This window comes from Geobacter sp. FeAm09 (genome assembly GCF_008330225.1).
Taxonomy (GTDB): domain Bacteria; phylum Desulfobacterota; class Desulfuromonadia; order Geobacterales; family Pseudopelobacteraceae; genus Oryzomonas.
This window is the reverse complement of sequence record NZ_CP042466.1, coordinates 3290289-3307840: the sequence shown is the minus strand read 5'-3', so window position 1 is coordinate 3307840 and position 17552 is coordinate 3290289. Positions and strand designations below refer to the sequence as shown.

21 protein-coding genes are annotated in these 17552 nt (G+C 61.4%); 14 read left to right on the top strand and 7 right to left on the bottom strand.

Going from position 1 to position 17552, the window contains the following annotated elements:
- Positions 1 to 143: 143 nt before the first annotated feature.
- From FO488_RS15645 to FO488_RS15630, 4 genes are all read left to right on the top strand, one after another.
- Entirely contained in the window at positions 144 to 1340 is a 1197-nt protein-coding gene (locus tag FO488_RS15645) for an acetylornithine transaminase (protein WP_149211411.1), read from the top strand.
- A 12-nt stretch (positions 1341 to 1352) separates the two neighbouring features.
- A complete protein-coding gene (gene argF, locus FO488_RS15640; protein ID WP_149211410.1) occupies positions 1353 to 2264 on the top strand; it encodes an ornithine carbamoyltransferase in 912 nt (303 codons plus the stop codon).
- Positions 2265 to 2468: 204 nt separating this feature from the next.
- Positions 2469 to 2657 carry a hypothetical protein gene (locus FO488_RS15635; RefSeq protein WP_168206065.1) on the top strand — a complete coding sequence of 63 codons (189 nt, stop codon included), beginning with the start codon at positions 2469 to 2471 and terminating at the stop codon, positions 2655 to 2657.
- Between the two features lie 18 nt (positions 2658 to 2675).
- Positions 2676 to 3905: an argininosuccinate synthase gene (locus FO488_RS15630; protein WP_149211408.1), complete on the top strand. Its 1230-nt coding sequence runs from the start codon at positions 2676 to 2678 to the stop codon at positions 3903 to 3905.
- A 183-nt stretch (positions 3906 to 4088) separates the two neighbouring features.
- On the opposite strand, the gene FO488_RS15625 is transcribed toward FO488_RS15630, so the two are convergent.
- Both FO488_RS15625 and FO488_RS15620 read right to left on the bottom strand, forming a co-directional pair.
- Complete coding sequence (locus tag FO488_RS15625; protein WP_205743290.1) at positions 4089 to 4502, bottom strand: type II toxin-antitoxin system MqsA family antitoxin; 414 nt, start codon at positions 4500 to 4502, stop codon at positions 4089 to 4091.
- A complete protein-coding gene (locus FO488_RS15620; protein WP_149211406.1) occupies positions 4495 to 4812 on the bottom strand; it encodes a type II toxin-antitoxin system MqsR family toxin in 318 nt (105 codons plus the stop codon). Before FO488_RS15620 ends, FO488_RS15625 begins: the two co-directional genes overlap by 8 nt.
- Positions 4813 to 5036: 224 nt before the next feature.
- Between FO488_RS15620 and argH the strand changes: the two genes are divergently transcribed.
- Genes argH through FO488_RS15600 form a run of 4 tightly spaced genes read left to right on the top strand, consistent with a single transcriptional unit; the run spans position 5037 to position 8811 of the window.
- Positions 5037 to 6413 (top strand): argininosuccinate lyase, encoded by a 1377-nt coding sequence (gene argH / locus FO488_RS15615; protein ID WP_149211405.1) that lies wholly within the window; start codon positions 5037 to 5039, stop codon positions 6411 to 6413.
- 6 nt (positions 6414 to 6419) lie between these two features.
- Positions 6420 to 7283 (top strand): ExeA family protein, encoded by an 864-nt coding sequence (locus FO488_RS15610; RefSeq protein ID WP_149211404.1) that lies wholly within the window; start codon positions 6420 to 6422, stop codon positions 7281 to 7283.
- 10 nt (positions 7284 to 7293) lie between these two features.
- A complete protein-coding gene (locus FO488_RS19505; RefSeq protein ID WP_168206064.1) occupies positions 7294 to 8031 on the top strand; it encodes a hypothetical protein in 738 nt (245 codons plus the stop codon).
- An 18-nt stretch (positions 8032 to 8049) separates the two neighbouring features.
- Positions 8050 to 8811, top strand: a complete 762-nt coding sequence (locus tag FO488_RS15600; protein ID WP_149211402.1) for a fibronectin type III domain-containing protein — start codon at positions 8050 to 8052, stop codon at positions 8809 to 8811.
- A gap of 264 nt (positions 8812 to 9075) precedes the next feature.
- Here the strand turns inward: FO488_RS15600 and atpE are convergent, their stop codons facing one another.
- From atpE to hemL, 5 genes are all read right to left on the bottom strand, one after another.
- Entirely contained in the window at positions 9076 to 9351 is a 276-nt protein-coding gene (gene atpE, locus FO488_RS15595) for an ATP synthase F0 subunit C (protein ID WP_149211401.1), read from the bottom strand.
- Positions 9352 to 9591: 240 nt separating this feature from the next.
- Positions 9592 to 10281 carry a F0F1 ATP synthase subunit A gene (atpB, locus tag FO488_RS15590; RefSeq protein WP_149211400.1) on the bottom strand — a complete coding sequence of 230 codons (690 nt, stop codon included), beginning with the start codon at positions 10279 to 10281 and terminating at the stop codon, positions 9592 to 9594.
- Positions 10282 to 10285: 4 nt separating this feature from the next.
- Positions 10286 to 10669, bottom strand: a complete 384-nt coding sequence (locus tag FO488_RS15585; RefSeq protein ID WP_149211399.1) for an ATP synthase subunit I — start codon at positions 10667 to 10669, stop codon at positions 10286 to 10288.
- On the bottom strand, positions 10644 to 10886 hold the full coding sequence (locus FO488_RS15580) for an AtpZ/AtpI family protein (RefSeq protein ID WP_149211398.1): 243 nt from the start codon (positions 10884 to 10886) through the stop codon (positions 10644 to 10646). The genes FO488_RS15585 and FO488_RS15580 overlap by 26 nt, the downstream gene beginning before the upstream one ends.
- A gap of 94 nt (positions 10887 to 10980) precedes the next feature.
- A complete protein-coding gene (hemL, locus tag FO488_RS15575; RefSeq protein WP_149211397.1) occupies positions 10981 to 12267 on the bottom strand; it encodes a glutamate-1-semialdehyde 2,1-aminomutase in 1287 nt (428 codons plus the stop codon).
- 250 nt (positions 12268 to 12517) lie between these two features.
- Here hemL and FO488_RS15570 point away from each other — a divergent pair, with 250 nt between their 5' ends.
- The 6 genes from FO488_RS15570 (at position 12518) to nuoF (ending at position 17538) form a co-directional block, all read left to right on the top strand.
- The gene (locus FO488_RS15570; protein WP_149211396.1) at positions 12518 to 12874 is read left to right on the top strand and encodes an NADH-quinone oxidoreductase subunit A; all 357 of its coding nucleotides are present in this window, start codon (positions 12518 to 12520) and stop codon (positions 12872 to 12874) included.
- Positions 12865 to 13380, top strand: coding sequence for an NADH-quinone oxidoreductase subunit B (locus FO488_RS15565; protein ID WP_149211395.1), 516 nt, complete (start codon positions 12865 to 12867; stop codon positions 13378 to 13380). The genes FO488_RS15570 and FO488_RS15565 overlap by 10 nt, the downstream gene beginning before the upstream one ends.
- Before the next feature lie 50 nt (positions 13381 to 13430).
- A complete protein-coding gene (locus tag FO488_RS15560) occupies positions 13431 to 13919 on the top strand; it encodes an NADH-quinone oxidoreductase subunit C (protein ID WP_149211394.1) in 489 nt (162 codons plus the stop codon).
- A 48-nt stretch (positions 13920 to 13967) separates the two neighbouring features.
- Positions 13968 to 15140, top strand: coding sequence for an NADH dehydrogenase (quinone) subunit D (nuoD, locus tag FO488_RS15555; RefSeq protein WP_149211393.1), 1173 nt, complete (start codon positions 13968 to 13970; stop codon positions 15138 to 15140).
- Between the two features lie 73 nt (positions 15141 to 15213).
- Complete coding sequence (locus tag FO488_RS15550; protein ID WP_149211392.1) at positions 15214 to 15726, top strand: NAD(P)H-dependent oxidoreductase subunit E; 513 nt, start codon at positions 15214 to 15216, stop codon at positions 15724 to 15726.
- 36 nt (positions 15727 to 15762) lie between these two features.
- The gene (nuoF, locus tag FO488_RS15545; protein ID WP_149211391.1) at positions 15763 to 17538 is read left to right on the top strand and encodes an NADH-quinone oxidoreductase subunit NuoF; all 1776 of its coding nucleotides are present in this window, start codon (positions 15763 to 15765) and stop codon (positions 17536 to 17538) included.
- The last annotated feature ends 14 nt before the right edge of the window (positions 17539 to 17552 follow it).

The following is a 17552-nucleotide window of genomic DNA, read 5'->3' as shown; positions in this document are numbered from 1 at the left end:
GATCTTCGGTCCTCCTCGTGCGGCGTAGCGCCCGGCCTTCGCAGCCAACGCTGCTTCGGCGGAGTAGGCCTGCTACGTCTCCTCGTCATCCCTCGATCGCCTGGGCCTGACGAAAAAATCGCTTTTCATAGATTGGAAATGCAATGAACACACAACAATGGATTGAAAAATCGGATAAATACATCATGAAGACCTACGGACGCTACCCCATCGTGCCGGTGAAGGGAGAGGGGTGTCGCCTGTGGGATGCCGACGGCAGGGAATACCTCGATTTCCTCGGCGGGGTCGCGGTCAACAACCTGGGGCACTGCCATCCCGCGGTGGTCGCGGCCCTGCAGAAACAGGCCGCCGAGCTGATCCACTGCTCCAACTACTACCAGATCCCGCAGCAGATCGAACTGGCCGAGCTTCTGTGCAGCCATTCCTTTGCCGACAAGGCCTTTTTCTGCAACTCCGGGGCAGAGGCCAACGAGGCGGCCATCAAGCTGGCCCGCAAGTACAGCCGCGACAAATTCGGTCCCGAACGCTACGAGATCATTACCGCCGCCGAGTCGTTCCACGGCCGCACCATGGCCACCGTCTCCGCCACCGGACAGGAGAAGGTGCAGCGCTTCTTCGATCCGCTGCTGCACGGCTTCAAGCACGTCCCCTTCGACGATGTCGCCGCCCTGGAGGCGGCCGTCACGCCCAACACCTGCGCCGTCATGCTGGAGCCGATCCAGGGGGAGGGGGGCGTCAACGTCCCTTCGCCCGGCTATTTCCGCGAGGTGCGCCGCATCTGCGACCAGCACGGCCTGATCCTGATCTTCGACGAGGTGCAGGTGGGCATGGGGCGTACCGGCAAGCTCTTTGCCTACGAACACTTCGACGTGCTCCCCGACATCATGACCCTGGCCAAGGCCCTGGCCGGCGGTGCGCCCATCGGCACCATGCTGGCCCGGGACGAGTTTGCCGCAGCCTTTGTACCCGGCACCCACGGCTCCACCTTCGGCGGCAACCCGCTGGTCTGCGCGGCGGCCATCGCCACGGTGCGCACCATCCTGGAAGAGGGGATCCTCAACCGCACCGAGGAGATCGGCGAGTACCTGCTGGGCGAACTGGAAACCCTGGGGAGGAAGTATCCCTTTGTCAAGGGGGTGCGCGGCATCGGCCTGATGATCGGCATGAGTCTGGCCATCCCCGGCGCCGAGATCGTCAAGAAGGGGCACGTCAAGGGCCTTCTGCTCAACGTGACCCACGACACGGTGCTGCGCTTCGTGCCGCCACTGGTGGTCACCAAGCAGGAAATAACGCAGATGATCGCAATCCTCGACGGCATTCTGGCCGAGGTCGAGGCATAAACGGAGGAAAGAATGGCGCGGCATTTTCTGGCGTTGCACGATTACAATAAGACAGAACTCGACGGCATGCTGACCCTGGCGCGGGAGCTGAAGGCGAAGCAGAAACAGGGCGTCCCCCACCGGCTTTTGGACGGCAAGGCCCTGGCCATGATCTTCGAAAAGTCCTCCACCCGGACCCGCATCTCCTTCGAGGTGGGGATGTTCCAACTGGGGGGCCACGGCCTCTTCATCTCCAACAAGGATTCCCAGATCGGGCGCGGCGAGCCGATCAGGGATACGGCACGGGTCATGTCCCGCTACTGCGACGGCGTGATGATCCGGACCTTCGGCCAGGAGATCGTGGACGAATTCGCCCGCTACGCCTCCGTGCCGGTGATCAACGGCCTGACCGACCTGTTCCATCCCTGCCAGATCATGGCCGACCTCCTGACGGTTGTGGAACACAAGGGCAGCTACCAGGGACTGAAGTTCGCCTGGGTGGGGGACGGCAACAACATGGCCAACACCTGGATCGAGGCGGCGGCCATCTTCGGCTTCGACCTGGCCCTGGCCTGTCCGGCCGGCTACCGGCCGGACCAGACGGTGCTGGCCTGGGCCGAGGCCAAGGCCCCGGGCCGGATCACCGTGACGGACGATCCCAAGGCGGCGGTGGCGGGGGCCGACGTGATCAACACCGACGTGTGGGCCAGCATGGGACAGGAAGCGGAGCAGAAGGAGCGGGAGCAGGCCTTTGCCGGCTACTGCCTGGATGATGCCCTGCTGGCTCTGGCCAAGCCGGACGCCGTCGTCCTGCACTGCCTCCCCGCCCACCGCGGCGAGGAGATCTCCGACTCGGTCATCGAAGGGAAAAATTCGGTGGTGTGGGACGAGGCCGAGAACCGGCTGCATGTGCAGAAGGCGATCATGGCGACACTCATGGGGTAGAAACGCCGCTTTTCCGCCATGCCGGCGTTGCCCTGCGGGAACTCCTTGTGCGACGTGGCGCTGCCACGCCTCCGCGGGTTCCGTTGGGCGCCTTGGACTGACGGAAAATCGACGTTTCTTAGGGAATTCATACAAAAACTGTTACAGAGGAGGCCGGCAGGCCACAGGACAGGGTGGATGTCTACTATCTCAGGCAAATCAAAGATGAATGAACCGGGTGAGAATCCTCCTCTCCTCTACTACCGGACACGGGAGCAGATCCAGGAGTATCGCAGTATGCCGGTGGAGGACAAGCTGCGGCGACTGGAGATGATGGCGGAGTTTTTCCACGCGACCATGCCGGAGAAATCCCGGCGGATTCGGGACAAGTTTATGAAGGACCAACATACATAATTCAGAGGGAGAAGTGACATGGCAAAAACTCAGAAGCAGGAAATCAAGAAGATCGTCCTGGCCTATTCGGGCGGCCTGGATACCTCCATCATCCTCAAGTGGCTCAAGAACGAGTATGGCTGCAAGGTGGTCGCCTTTTCGGCCGACCTGGGGCAGGGGGACGAACTGGCGCCGATCCGCGAGAAGGCCCTGGCCACGGGTGCCGACAAGGTGTACATCGACGACCTGCGGGAAGAGTTCGTGCGGGATTTCGTGTTCCCCATGTTCCGCGCCAGCGCCATCTACGAGGGGCACTACCTGCTGGGCACCTCCATCGCCCGGCCGCTGATCGCCAAGCGCCAGATGGAGATCGCCGCCAAGGAGAAGTGCGACGCCGTCTCCCACGGGGCCACCGGCAAGGGTAACGACCAGGTCCGTTTCGAACTGGCCTACTATCACTTCAATCCCGCCATCAAGGTCGTGGCCCCCTGGCGCGAGTGGGACCTGAACAGCCGCCAGGCCCTGATCGAATACGCCAAGAAGAACGGCATCCCGATCCCGGTCACCAAGAAGCGCCCCTGGTCCTCGGACCGCAACATGCTGCACATCTCCTTCGAGGGGGGCATCCTGGAGGACACCTGGGCCGAGGCGCCCGAAGAGATGTACGTGCTGACCACGGCGCCGGAAAAGGCCCCCAACAAGCCCCAGTACGTGGAGATCGAGTTCAGGAACGGCAACGCCGTGGCCGTAGACGGCGAGCAGATGACGCCGGCCCAGCTTTTGGCCCACCTCAACTTCCTGGGTGGCCAGCACGGCATCGGCCGGGTGGACCTGCTGGAAAACCGCTCGGTGGGTATGAAGTCCCGCGGCGTGTACGAGACCCCCGGCGGCACCATCCTGCGCGAAGCCCACTCGGCGGTGGAGCAGATCACCATGGACCGTGAAGTCCTGCGTATCCGCGACAGCCTCATCCCCGAGTACGCCCGCCAGGTCTACGGCGGCTACTGGTTCTCCCCCGAGCGCCAGATGCTCCAGACCCTCATCGACGATTCCCAGAAGTGCGTCAACGGCGTGGCCCGCGTCAAGCTGTACAAGGGACTCTGCCGCACCGTGGGGCGCAAGTCCGATACCGATTCGCTCTTCAACCTGGATTTCGCCACCTTCGAAAAGGATCAGGTCTTCAACCAGGCCGATGCGGAGGGCTTCATCAAGATCAATTCGCTCCGGCTCCGGATCAGGTCGCTGATGCAGGCCAACCGGAAGAAATAGGGTTTTTCTTCCGGTACAGGCTGTCTGTTGGACACGGAGGGGCATGACTATGTTATGCCCCTTTGCTGTTTCCAGTCCATTGCAGTCTGCAAAAGGTTATAGAGAAACTGCTGAAGGGCCGCGTCTCCATTATTCATTTTTTATGGGCTAAATAGGGACACTCCCCATTTGATTCCAAGAAGACTAAGCAGCTTTACTCCGTATCTCAAGTACCGATAAAGACTCTGGATCGTGATCTAACAAAGCGAGAGCACTACTTATAGCCCGACTCGGCACCAAGTCTCCATTCTCATATTTTTGGAAAGCCCTCGGACCACCACCGATTAAAAGTCCTGCGGCTTCCTGCGAGAGATGAAGTTTTTTACGAATACGCCGAATTTCTTCCGGCTCAAGCAAACCCTCGCCTTGTGCCTTGAGACGGTTTAACATCCGGTCGGAAACTTTCATGTCCTCGCTGGTATGGATACTCTCCTCTGATTGGTCACAATACCAGCCAGGCATATCGAAAGTGACGTTCTTCCCTTTGTAGGCTAGAGTCATAGGACGCACGCCGCGATACATCGGTGCACCTGTTTCAGGACAGACGGGATTAGTCATTATCTTTCTCCTTAAACGACAACAACAAAAACTCTGTGACGACGTCGGCGGTAAATTTCACATAAATCATCCCCACTGGGGAGGGTACGTGATAGACATCCTGCCATTGTCGGGCATCGGCATAGGATGTCATTGATTTATAGAAATGACCTCGCTTCATACTCTGAATGGTGGTCACTATTTCGGCTTTGCCGAATCCAAGCGAAGCGGCCCCGCGTAGCGCTGTACCTGTGACGGCAAGTCTTTCGGTACTTGCAAATACGGCCTTAAACGCATCAAGATCATATGTGGGCTTCCGTTTTTCGGCCATGTTAAAACTTACACCATAGTGGTGTTGAAAACAAGTTTTTTAAGCACAGTACCACCCTCTCCTTCCGGGAGAGGGTGGCCGAAGGCCGGGTGAGGGGATGCCCCTTCGCTCTATCGCCCACCGTCATCCACCCAAAAAGACTCTCCGCTTTGATTTTATCCATTTTTCACGTATAGTAGCGCCCGTCATCAACTTTACTTCCACGCACGAGGAACCGAGATACCATGTCCAAAGACAAGCTGTGGGGCGGCCGCTTCACCCAGCCCACCGATAAATTCGTCGAGGAGTTCACCGCCTCGATCCAGTTCGACAAGCGCCTCTACCACCAGGATATCCGGGGCTCCATCGCCCATGCCCGCATGCTGGGCAAGCAGGGGATCATCCCCATGGAGGATGTGGAGCAGATCGTCCACGGCCTGCAGCAGATCCTGCAACAGATCGAGGCGGGCGAGTTCGACTTTTCCATCGCCCTGGAAGACATCCACATGAATATCGAGGCGCGGCTCTCCACCAAGATCGGCGAGGCGGGCAAGCGCCTGCACACCGGCCGCTCGCGCAACGATCAGGTGGCCCTGGACATCCGCCTCTACCTGCGGGACGAGATCGTGGCTATCTCCACCTACCTGGACCTGCTGATCGACGCCCTGCTGGGGCAGGCCGAGGCGAACCTGGACGTGATCATGCCCGGCTTCACCCATCTGCAGACCGCCCAGCCGATCCTGTTCAGCCACCACCTCATGGCCTACGTGGAGATGTTCAAGCGCGACAAGGGGCGCATGGAGGACTGCCTGAAGCGGGTCAACGTGCTCCCCCTGGGGGCGGGCGCCCTGGCCGGCACCACCTTCCCCATCGACCGGGAGTACGTGGCCGAGCAACTGAATTTCCCCACCATCACCCGCAACTCCCTGGACTCGGTCTCGGACCGGGATTTCGCCCTGGAGTTCCTGGCCGCGTCGTCGATCCTGATGATGCACCTGTCCCGCTTCTCCGAGGAGCTGATCCTCTGGTCCACCAGCGAGTTCAAGTTCATCGAGCTGTCGGACGGCTTCTGCACCGGCTCGTCCATCATGCCCCAGAAGAAGAACCCGGACGTGCCGGAACTGGTGCGGGGCAAGACCGGCAGGGTCTACGGCAACCTGATGGCGCTTCTGACGGTGATGAAGTCGCTGCCGCTGGCCTACAACAAGGACATGCAGGAGGACAAGGAGCCGCTCTTCGACACCATCGACACGGTCAAGGGGAGCCTCAAGATCTTCGCCGACATGATCAGGGAGATGCGGATCAACGGGGAGACCATGCGCAGTGCCGCCGGTTACGGTTTCTCCACCGCCACCGACGTGGCCGACTACCTGGTGCGCAAGGGGCTGCCCTTCCGCGACGCCCACGAGGTGGTGGGGAAGGCGGTGGCCTACTGCGTGGAGAACGAGATGGACATCATCGAGCTTTCCCTGGCCGAGTGGCAACTGTTTTCGGCCAAGATCGACAATGACATCTTCGGGGCCATAACCGTCGAAGCCAGCGTCAATGCCCGCAATGTGCCCGGCGGCACCGCCCGGGCCCGGGTGGAGAGTGAAATCCGCACCGCGCGAGAGGGAAAGTAGCGTCCGATGTACTGTGACTTTTTCGGCTTCAGCGAAAAACCGTTTACCATCACGCCCAATCCCCACTTCATCTACCTGAGCGGCAACCACCGGGAGGCGTTCGCCCACCTCCTGTACGGCATCGACAGCCATGCCGGTTTCATCGCCATGACCGGCGAGGTGGGAACCGGCAAGACCACGGTGCTGCGCACCCTGCTGTCGCAACTCGATCCGGAAAAGTACAAGAGCGCCCTGATCTTCAACCCCTGCCTCTCGGGCGAGCAGCTCCTGGCCAGCATCTGCCGCGATTTCGGCATCGAGCCCGTTGAAAAGAACAGTTTCGCCTACCTGGAGGCCCTCAACCGCTACCTCCTGGAGCAGAATGCCGCAGGCCGCACCCTGGTGCTGGTGATCGACGAGGCCCAGAACCTGGCGCCGGAGGTCCTGGAACAGGTGCGCCTCATCTCCAATCTGGAGACGGAGCAGGACAAGCTGATCCAGATCATCCTGGCCGGTCAGCCCGAGCTGGACGACGTCTTCAACCGCCACGACCTGCGGCAGCTCAACCAGCGGATCACGGTGCGCTGCCGGCTGTCGCCCATGGGGCTCGACGATACGACGGAGTATATCAGCCATCGCGTCAAGATTTCCGGCAGCCGCATCCCGGGGCTCTTCACCCCTGGCGCGGTGAAACGGATCTACCGCTTCTCGGGCGGTATCCCCCGCCTGATCAACGTTGCCTGCGAACAGGCGCTGCTTTTGGCCTGGACGCGGGAAAGCCTGACGGTGACGCCGGACATCGCTGCCCGGGTCATTGCCGAAGCCGGGGCCGTAGCCCCCCGCAGGGGACTGTGGGAACGAATCACCGGACTGCTCTTCCCAGGAAAGTGAACGGAAATCCATGAGTTATATCCTAGATGCCTTGAAAAAGCTGGAGAGCGAGAAGGAGCGGAAGGCCCGCGGTACCGGCATGGTCAATATTGCCGGGGAACTGTTCAAAACCGGCTCGGCCCCCCACAAGGAGCGCCGCAACTGGCCCCTCATCCTGGGGCTGGTGCTGCTGGCGTCGCTCGTCACCTTCGGGGCCACCTTCCTGTTCCTGCACGACGGCAAGGGGAGGGCGAAGCGGCATGCCGTTGCCCCGCCCCTGGCCCAGGTCCCGCCGTCGCCCCCGATGCCACCGCAGCCGGCGGTGCCGCAGGCGCTCCCCGCCAAGCCGGCGGCGCCCGTTCCGCCGCCCGGGCCGCCTCCGGCGGCCGCTCCCCGGAAGGTCGTGTCGCCCCCGCCGGCGGCCAAACCAGCGCAGGCGCCCCGGCGTCCCCCGGTTGCCAAGCCGGCACAGCCTGCCGCCCCGGCCGCCGAGGAGGGCGCAGCCGTCCCCGCCCCCGCGGAGCCGGCCCGGCCCGCCGCCACAGCCCTCGTTCCCGCTCCCGCGGACATCAAGGTGTCGGGCATCGCCTGGCAGGAACATCGCGGGGCGTCCCGGGCGGTGGTGAACGGCTTTCTCCTGAAGGAAGGGGATACGGTTTCCGGCGCCAGGATCGTGGGAATTCTCCAGAACCGGGTCCGTTTCAGCTCCGGTGCCGGAACATTCGAGGTGTATCTGGTCGCCACCGGCTTGCCGGCAGCGGCAAAATAGATGGGTACCGAGGTGCGCGTGGGCGTTCGTTTTCTGCTGTTCTTCATGCTGGCGTCGTTGGCTGCCGGGTGTGGGAAGAAGGGGCCGCTGCTCTATCCCGACATGCTGGTCCCGGCCGCCGTGTCGTCCCTGACCGCGAACCAGAGCGGCTCCAGCGTCAAGATCGCCTTTGATCTGCCGGACAAGGACATGGCCGGGCGGTCCCTGAGGGATTTGGCCGGCGTCACCATCTTCAAGCGGGTGGAGGCGTCGCCGCAGCAGCCCGACTGTCCCGCCTGTACCGACGATTTCCGGCTCTTTCGCAAGCTCTATCTCGACCTGCCCGACGCCACCCAGGTGTACGGCAACAGGATGGTGCTCCTGGACGGCGAGACGCGCAGGAATACCGCCTACAGCTACTACGTGGTCCCCTTTGCCCGGGACAACTCCGTGGGGGCAAGCTCGGCGCCGGTGCGCGTGCGGGTGACGCTGCAGCCGCTTCCCCCCGTGCTCCAGGTCCTGCCGGCACCCACGGAGATCAAGCTGGAATTCGTGGCCATTCCGCCCGAGGAAGGTACCTTTGTGGGGTATAACGTGTACCGCGCCGCCCGGGACGAACCCATGCCCTATCTCCCGCTGAACAAGGCGCCGCTCGCGGATACCACGTACGTCGATTCGGGGTTGGAACGCAAGACCGTCTACCGTTATGCGGTCCGGGCGGTGGTGCGCATGCCGTGGGGCGGGATCGCCGAGAGCGGGGCCTCGAACGAGGCGCAAGGAGTCTTGAAGGAAGAGGAATAGCCAGGTTAAAAGCCATCCGGCTTTCGTCCCGGGTGCGGTGGGCGCCTTCGTGGCCCTCATCCTAAAGGGGAAGGGATGCCATTGCCCTCTCCCTCTGGGAGAGGGTGGCCAAAGGCCGAGTGAGGGGTTTCGCGAGGGGTGGGTGCGGCGAGCCGGCTATTTTGAGCAGACTGATGAGAGCACGGTTTAAAGGCGAACGAAACAGAAAAGGGCATCCGACGGGATGCCCTTTTCTGTTTCTGTTACTGCCGCTGCCGGAAGAACTTACTTGGCGACGGTTTCGGCCAGTTTGGTGGCGATTTCTTTGTAGGGGTTGGCGAACAGGATGATCAGGCAGACAACCAGGGCGTAGATGGCCAGGGACTCGATCATGGCCAGACCGATCATCATGGTGGTCAGGATTTTGCCGGAAGCGCCGGGGTTGCGGGAAACGCCTTCAACGGCGCTTTTAACTGCCAGGCCCTGACCGATGCCGGTGCCCAGGGTACCCAGTGCCATGCCGATGCCTGCTGCCAGAACGCACATTGTGAAAAAGCTCATTGTTACTTCTCCTCTCTTCTGTGGGTAGTTATCCTAAACAGTATAGGATCTTATAAACTCTTAAAAGACTGTTGAACATCCAGGTTGTTCAAAAATAGCCAGATCGTTGCACCCGCAGAATGCCCTGCGGAGGCGTAGCAGGCCTACTCCGCCGAAGCAGCTTTGGCTGCGAAGGCCGGGCGCTACGCCGCACAAACGAATCCGAAGACTTACGCAGCCAGGGCGGAAAAGGACCGCCGCCTAGTGTGCCTCTTCCAGCGACCCCTGGATATAGATCATGGCCAGAAGCATGAAAACGAAGGCCTGGATGAAGGAGACCAGCACGCCCATGAGCATCATCGGCAGCGGCACCAGGAAGGGAGCCAGGCCGAAGAAGATCATCAGGACCAGTTCATGGCCGTTCATGTTGCCGAAGAGACGCAGGGTGAGGGAAACCGGACGGCTCAGGTGGCCGATGACCTCGATGAAGAACATGATCGGGGCCAGCCAGGCGATGGGGCCCATGAAATGTTTCAGGTAGTGCAGGCCGTGGTGCTTGATCCCGACCACGTGGGTCGAGAGAAAGACGATCACGGCGCAGGCGGCCGTGGTGTTGATGTTGGCCGTGGGGGGGAAGAAGCCCGGGATCAGGCCGGTCAGGTTGGAGACCAGGATGAAGATCGCCAGGGTGGCGATGAGCGGGAAGTAGGGACGGCCATGTTCGCCCATGGTCTCGACGATCATGTTTTCGATGCCGCCGACAACCACTTCCATGAAGTTCTGCAGGCCGCCGGGGACCGCTTTGAGCGCCGACGTGGCCAGCACGGAAAGCACCAGAAGCAGGACGATGATCAGCCAGGTGTAGGCGATGGCGTCGGCGCTGGCCTCGCTGACGTGCAGCGGCGCCAGCAGTTTGCGGAAAAATTCGAGGAACAGTAAGGGGTGAACCATGGAGCTAACCTCCCGTGCGCAGGGCACCGTATATTGAAAGTGCGATTATGTTGGCAACGATGACGGACAGTCCCACCAGCAGCCCTGCCAGCGAGAACCATCCCGATGTGATGACGACGTACAGTACCAGCCCGGTGACGGCCATGCGGCCCACGAACCGGATTTGGGCGTAGAGATTCGGCTTGGCCGGCATCAGGCCGAGGATGCGCTGGAGCACGTTGCGCAGCCAGGCAAAATTGGCGATGGCGATGCCGCCTCCCGCCAGGATGCCCATGCCGGTCTTGAGCGAAAAGAGGGCGAATCCCCCGATGCTCAGAACCGCCAACAGGGCGAGGCTCCCTTTGATGATGACGGCGAAGAGGTTATCTTCGTTGATCGCTGTCGTCATCCCTGCGGATCTCCCTGCCGGCTATCACGTAGATGTTCTTGAAACCGGCCGCAATCCCGATAAACAAAAAGATATAAAAGAACCACGGCTTGGTGCCGAACCACCGGTCGAGCGTCAGGCCGAACCAGACGCCGATCCCGATCGCCAGGACGACCGAGATGCCCATGCTGGACACCATGGACAGGCTTTTGAGCAGATCGCGCTTGTCACGATCCATAACAGAGCCCCCGCCCAAAGTGGATACCAAAATCGGTATTCCTTAGCATGGCAGCGCTCATGATGTCAAACAAAATAACAGAATGACGTTTGACCTAGGCGATCAGCCGGAAGCATTTCGCGGCGGCGGCGATGGTTTTTTCGATGTCGGCCTCGCTGTGGGCGGCCGACACGAAGGCGGTCTCGAACTGGGACGGCGCCAAGTAGATCCCCTCATCCAGCATGGCCAGGAAGTATGTGGCGAACGCCTTGGTGTCGCAGGCGGCGGCGGTGGGCCAATCGTGGACCTCGCCCCTGCTGAAGAAGGCGCAGAACATGCTGCCGACCCGGGTGGAGTAGATCGGGTAGCCGGCCGCCTTGGCGGCCGCGGCGATCCCCTCCGCCACCTGGCGGCTCTTCTCTTCCAGCTTGTCGTAGAAGCCGGGCTGCTTGAGCAGGGTCAGGGTCGCGATGCCGGCCGACATGGCCAGGGGGTTGCCGGAGAGGGTGCCGGCCTGGTAGATGCCGCCGGAGGGGGAGAGCTTTTCCATGATGTCGCGCTTGCCGCCAAAGGCGCCCACCGGCAGGCCGCCGCCGATGATCTTGCCCAGGGTGGTCATGTCGGGGGTGACGCCGAACAGGGACTGGGCGCCGCCGTAGGCCACCCGGAAACCGGACATGACCTCGTCGAAGATCAGGATGATCCCCTCGTTGGTGCAGATCTCCCGCAGCCCTTCCAGGAATCCCTCCCGCGGGGGGACGGTTCCCATGTTGCCGGCCACCGGCTCCACGATGATGCAGGCGATGGTGCCCTTGTTCTCGGCCACCAGCGTTCTGACCGATTCGAGGGAGTTGTATTCCGCCGTCAGGGTATGCTTGGCGAAATCCGCAGGCACGCCGGGGGAGTCGGGCACGCCGAAGGTGGCCGCGCCGGAGCCGGCCTTGACCAGCAGGGAGTCGGCGTGGCCGTGGTAGCAGCCGGAGAACTTGAGGATGTTGTCCCGCCCGGTGTAGCCGCGGGCCAGGCGGATGGCGCTCATGGTGGCCTCGGTCCCGGAGCTGACCATGCGCACCATCTCTATGGAGGGGACCGCCTCGATCACCATGCCGGCCAGGACGGTTTCCTGCTCCGTGGGCGCGCCGAAGCTGGCGCCGTTGTCCATGGTCCGCTTGACCGCCTCGATCACCTGCGGGTGGCAGTGCCCCACGATCATCGGCCCCCAGGAGCCGACATAGTCCACGAAGGCGTTGCCGTCTTCATCGAAGATGGCGCTTCCGGCCGCCTTTTTGATGAAAAGGGGATCGGCTCCCACGGACTTGAACGCCCTGACCGGGCTGTTGACGCCGCCGGGGATTGCTGCCTTGGCCTGCTGGAAGAGCGCGCTGGAACGGGTATGGTTCATGGTGGAAGGCCCCCTCGTACTTTATTTTGAAATGAGCTTGTCAATGGGCTGTTTTGAATAGCACACGACCCCGGTTTGTGTCAATCTCAAAGAGGCATTTTTAGTTGAATTTTAATATGTTGTGGAGGTCGGGCGACTATTTTTCACCGCCCTGGAGCGGGGGAAAAATCTGCTTGACAAAGAAAATCAAATAACCTATTTTGACAACGTTTTGTATACAGTATACCGCAAGTAATTAGGAGGGTTTCCGATGCTTGGTGCATATCTTCCCATACTTCTCCTGGTCATAGTCGCCGTGTTGTTCGGGCTGGTTTCCATCGTCCTGTCCTCGCTCATCGGCCAGAAGAAGCCTTCTCCCGTCAAGCTGGCCCCGTACGAGAGCGGCTGCGTGCCGGTCGGCACGGCCCGGGAACGCTTCTCGATCAAGTTCTACCTGATCGCCATGCTGTTCATCCTGTTCGACATCGAGGCCGTGTTCCTCTACCCGTGGGCGATCCTCTACAAAAAGCTCGGCGTGTTCGGCCTGATCGAGATGGGGACCTTCATCGTCATCCTCTTCGTCGGCTATATTTATGTATGGAAAAAAGGAGCACTGGAATGGGAGTAGACAATCCGCTCGGCGACAACATCATAACCACGTCCCTGGATGCGCTCGTCAACTGGTCCAGGAAGTCGTCCATCTGGCCCATGACCTTCGGCTTGGCATGCTGCGCCATCGAGATGATGGCCACCGGTGCCTCCCATAACGACCTCGACCGTTTCGGCATCATCTTCCGCGCCTCCCCCCGGCAGGCCGACTGCATCATCATCGCCGGCACGGTGACCAAGAAGATGCTGCCGGTCATCAAGACCGTCTACGAGCAGATGCCCGAGCCGAAATGGGTCATCGCCATGGGCGCCTGCGCCTGTTCGGGCGGGATCTTCGATACCTACAGCGTCGTGCAGGGGATCGACGAGGCGCTGCCGGTGGATGTCTATATCCCGGGCTGCCCGCCGCGCCCCGAGGCGCTCCTGTACGGCCTCATGAAGCTGCAGGACAAGATCATGCACGACAAGAACTCGTTTGGCTCCGCCATCGGCCTGGGTAACCGGATCGAGTCGGCTGCCGCGTAAGTCACCGGGTACACTGAATATATCAAATCCCAGACAAAGGGTTGGATGCCATGGCAGAGAACAATCGCGCAGTAGTCAAGTTGCAGGAAAAGTTCGCCTCCTCCATCATCGAGGTCGTCGAGTTTCGGGGTGAAGTGACGGTAACGATCAAGAAGGAAGACCTTCTGGCCGTTCTTGCCTTTCTGAAGCAGGCCCTTCGGTACAATCTGCTCACGGATGTGACCGCGGTTGACTACCTGGGCAAGAAGGAAGAGCGCTTCATGATGGTCTACCAGCTCTACTCCATCCCCAACAAGGACCGGCTGCGCATCAAGACCGCCGTTTCCGAGGCGGAGTGCCATATCGAGAGCGCGACCCAGGTGTGGGCCACGGCCAACTGGCTGGAGCGGGAGGTCTACGACCTGTTCGGCATCACCTTCGACAACCACCCCGACCTGCGCCGCATCCTGATGACCCCCGACTGGGAAGGCCATCCGTTGCGCAAGGACTACCCGCTCCAGGGGCCGGACCGGGAACCCTATAAAGGCCGCCTGTCGTAAGTTCACGCACAACGTACTTCGTATCCACGATCACAGAAGAGGCGATATATGGCTACTACGGAAAAGATGACGCTGAATATGGGGCCGCAGCACCCCAGTACCCACGGGGTCCTCAGGCTCGTTCTCGAACTGGACGGCGAAGTGATCACCAAGATCACCCCGGACATCGGCTATCTGCACCGCGGGGTGGAGAAACTCTCCGAGCACCGTACCTACCACCAGGTACTGCCGCTGACCGACCGCCTCGACTACCTGGCCCCCATGCACAACAACCTGGGGTATATCCTGGCGGTCGAAAAGCTGCTGGACATCCAGGTGCCCGAGCGGGCTCAGACCATCCGGGTCATCATGGCCGAGTTGACGCGTCTGGAGTCCCACCTGGTCTGGGTCGCCTGCCACGCCCTCGACATCGGCGCCATGACGGTCTTCATCTACGCCTTCCGCGAGCGCGAAGTGGTCATGGAGATCTACGAGCTGATCTCCGGCGCCCGCATGACCTCCAACTTCTTCCGCGCCGGCGGACTCTCCATGGATGTGCCGCCCGAATTCGAGAAGAAGGTGCGCGACTTCGTCGCTGCCATGCCCGGCTACCTGGACCAGTACGAGGGGCTTCTGACCACCAACCCGATCTGGCTCAAGCGCACGGTGGGCAACGGCGTGATCTCGGCCGAGGATGCCATCGACATGGGCATCACCGGCCCGGCCCTGCGCGGCTCCGGCGTGGATTGGGACCTGCGCCGCGACGACCCCTACTCCGGGTACGAGACCTACCAGTTCCAGGTGCCGGTGGGGGAGAAGTGCGATACCTTCGACCGTTACAAGGTGCGCCTGGTGGAGATGCGCGAAGCCTGCAAGATCATCACCCAGGCCCTCGACCGCCTCAAGCCCGGTCCGGTGCTGGCCGACTGTCCGCAGGTCTGTTACCCTCCCAAGGAAAACGTCTACAATTCCATAGAAGGGCTGATCCACCACTTCAAGATCGCCTCCGAAGGGTACCCCATGCCGGAAGGCGAGGTCTACCAGGGGGTCGAGAACCCCAAGGGCGAACTGGGGTTCTACATCGTCAGCGACGGCAGTTCCAAGCCTTACCGCATGAGGATCCGCCCCCCTTCATTCGTGAACCTCCAGGCCATCGAGAAGATGGCCAAGGGGGCCATGATCGCCGACCTGGTGGCGGTAATCGGAACACTGGACATCGTTCTTGGCGAAATAGACAGATAGGTTCCATCCGGAAGCTCTGGAGGAGAAACGAATTGTTTCCGCAGGGAAACCAGATTCAAAGGAGACGGCGCGAATGAGTGAAGCTGTTGCGCAACAGGCTGAAGAGCAGGAACCGGAAGTAGACCTCTCCATAGCCGACAAGGTTATCGACAAATACATCGACCTGCCGGGCAACCTCATGCCGGTCCTGCAAGGGGTTCAGGACGAGTACGGGTATGTGCCCCGCAAGGTCGCCGACCATGTCGCCGAGCGGTTGAACGTCTACCCCAGCCAGATCTACGGCGTCCTCACCTTCTACGCCCAGTTCCACCTGAAACCCCGCGGCCGGTTCATCATCCGGGTCTGCGTCGGGACCGCCTGCCACGTTTCGGGCGCTCCGCGTATCGTTGAAACCTTCTTCGACAAACTGCACATCGGCCATGCCGAGACCACGCCGGACCTGCGCTACACCTTCGAGAAGGTCGCCTGCCTGGGCGCCTGCGGCATGGCGCCGTTGGCCATGGTCAACGACGACACCTTCGGCAAGATGACGGTCCAGAGGGTGGACGACATAATTGCCGAATACAACCAGCGGCCGATGAAATAGAACCGACTCAACCATTCCAGCAGGGGACAAAGCGTTATGGGCGAAGCAATAAAGATTCTGATATGTCAAGGGACCGGCGGTATCTCGGCCGGAGCGAAAAAGGTCGAGGCTGAATTTCGCCGGGTGCTCCAGGAAAAGGGCGTCGACGCCGTGGTGGGCAAGCGTTGTGAGGTCATCCACACCGGCTGCCGCGGCCTGTGCGCCAATGACGTCCTGGTGGACATCATTACCGAAGAGCAGGGGCGGGTCACCTACGACTTCGTTCAGCCGGAAGAGGTCGAACAACTCGTCAACGAGCATATCGTCGCCAAGACGGTCCTGGAAAAGCGGAAGGCGAAGCCGTACTACAACACCTTCGTCGATGCCCAGATGCGGGTCGTCATGTCCGGCTGCGGCCAGATAAACCCCGAGTCGCTGGATGCCTTCCTGGAGGAGGACGGTTTCAAGGCCATAGAAAAGTGCATCACGACCATGAAGCCGGAAGAGGTCATCGAAGAGGTCAAGAAGTCCGGCCTGCGCGGTCGTGGGGGCGGCGGCTTCCCCACCGGCATGAAATGGTCCTTCTGCAAGGCCTCTCCCGGCGATCACAAATACCTGATCTGCAACGCCGACGAAGGGGACCCGGGCGCGTTCATGGACCGCTCGCTCCTGGAGGGCGACCCCTACTGCATCATCGAAGGCATGATGATCGCCGCCTATGCCATCGGCTGCGACTTCGGCTACGTGTATGTCCGCGCCGAGTACCCCCTGGCCGTGCAGCGGCTCCAGCGCGCCATCGATGTCTGCTACGAGCAGGGATACCTGGGGCAGAACATCAAGGGGTGGGGCCTCAACTTCGACATGCGCATCAAGATGGGGGCAGGCGCCTTCGTGTGCGGCGAGGAGACCGCCCTCATGGCCTCCATCGAAGGGCAGCGCGGCATGAGCCGCCCCCGTCCGCCGTTCCCGGCCGTGCGCGGTCTGTGGGGCAAGCCGACCAACATCAACAACGTGGAAACCTTCGCCAACGTCCGCCACATCATCAACAAGGGCGCTGCCTGGTACGCCTCGCTGGGCACCGAGACCACCAAGGGGACCAAGATCTTCGCCGTTACCGGCAAGGTCAAGCACACCGGTCTGGTGGAGGTCCCGGCCGGCATGACCGTCCGTTCGGTGCTCTACGACGTGTGCGGCGGCATCCTCAACAACCGCAAGTTCAAGGCGGTCCAGGCCGGCGGCCCCTCAGGCGGCTGTATTCCCGGCGAGATCCTGGACACCCCGGTGGACTACGACTCCCTGATCAAGGCCGGCGCCATGATGGGCTCCGGCGGTCTGGTCGTCATGGACGAGACCACCTGCATGGTGGACGTGGCCCGCTTCTTCCTCTCCTTCACCAGGATGGAATCCTGCGGCAAATGCGTCCCCTGCCGCATCGGCCTGAAGGTCATGCTGGACATCCTGGAGCGCATCACCGAGGGACGGGGCGAACCGTCCGACCTGGACACCCTCCTGGACCTGGGCACAGCCATCAAGAAGGCCTCCCTGTGCGGCCTCGGCCAGACGGCTCCCAACCCGATCCTCTCCACCATCAATTATTTCCGCCACGAGTACGAGGCCCACATCAACGACAAGCGGTGCCCCTCCAACTGCTGCAAGGAGCTGCTCCTGTGGCAGGTCGTGGAAGACAAGTGCGTCAAGTGCGGGGCCTGCAAGAAGGCCTGCCCGGTGGATGCCATTGTCTGGGAAAAGGGGCAGATCGCTTTCCTGGACCAGGAAAAATGCACCAAGTGCAAGTCCTGTTATGACGCCTGCCGCTTCATGGCGATCGAATAGAACCGGTTTCTTAC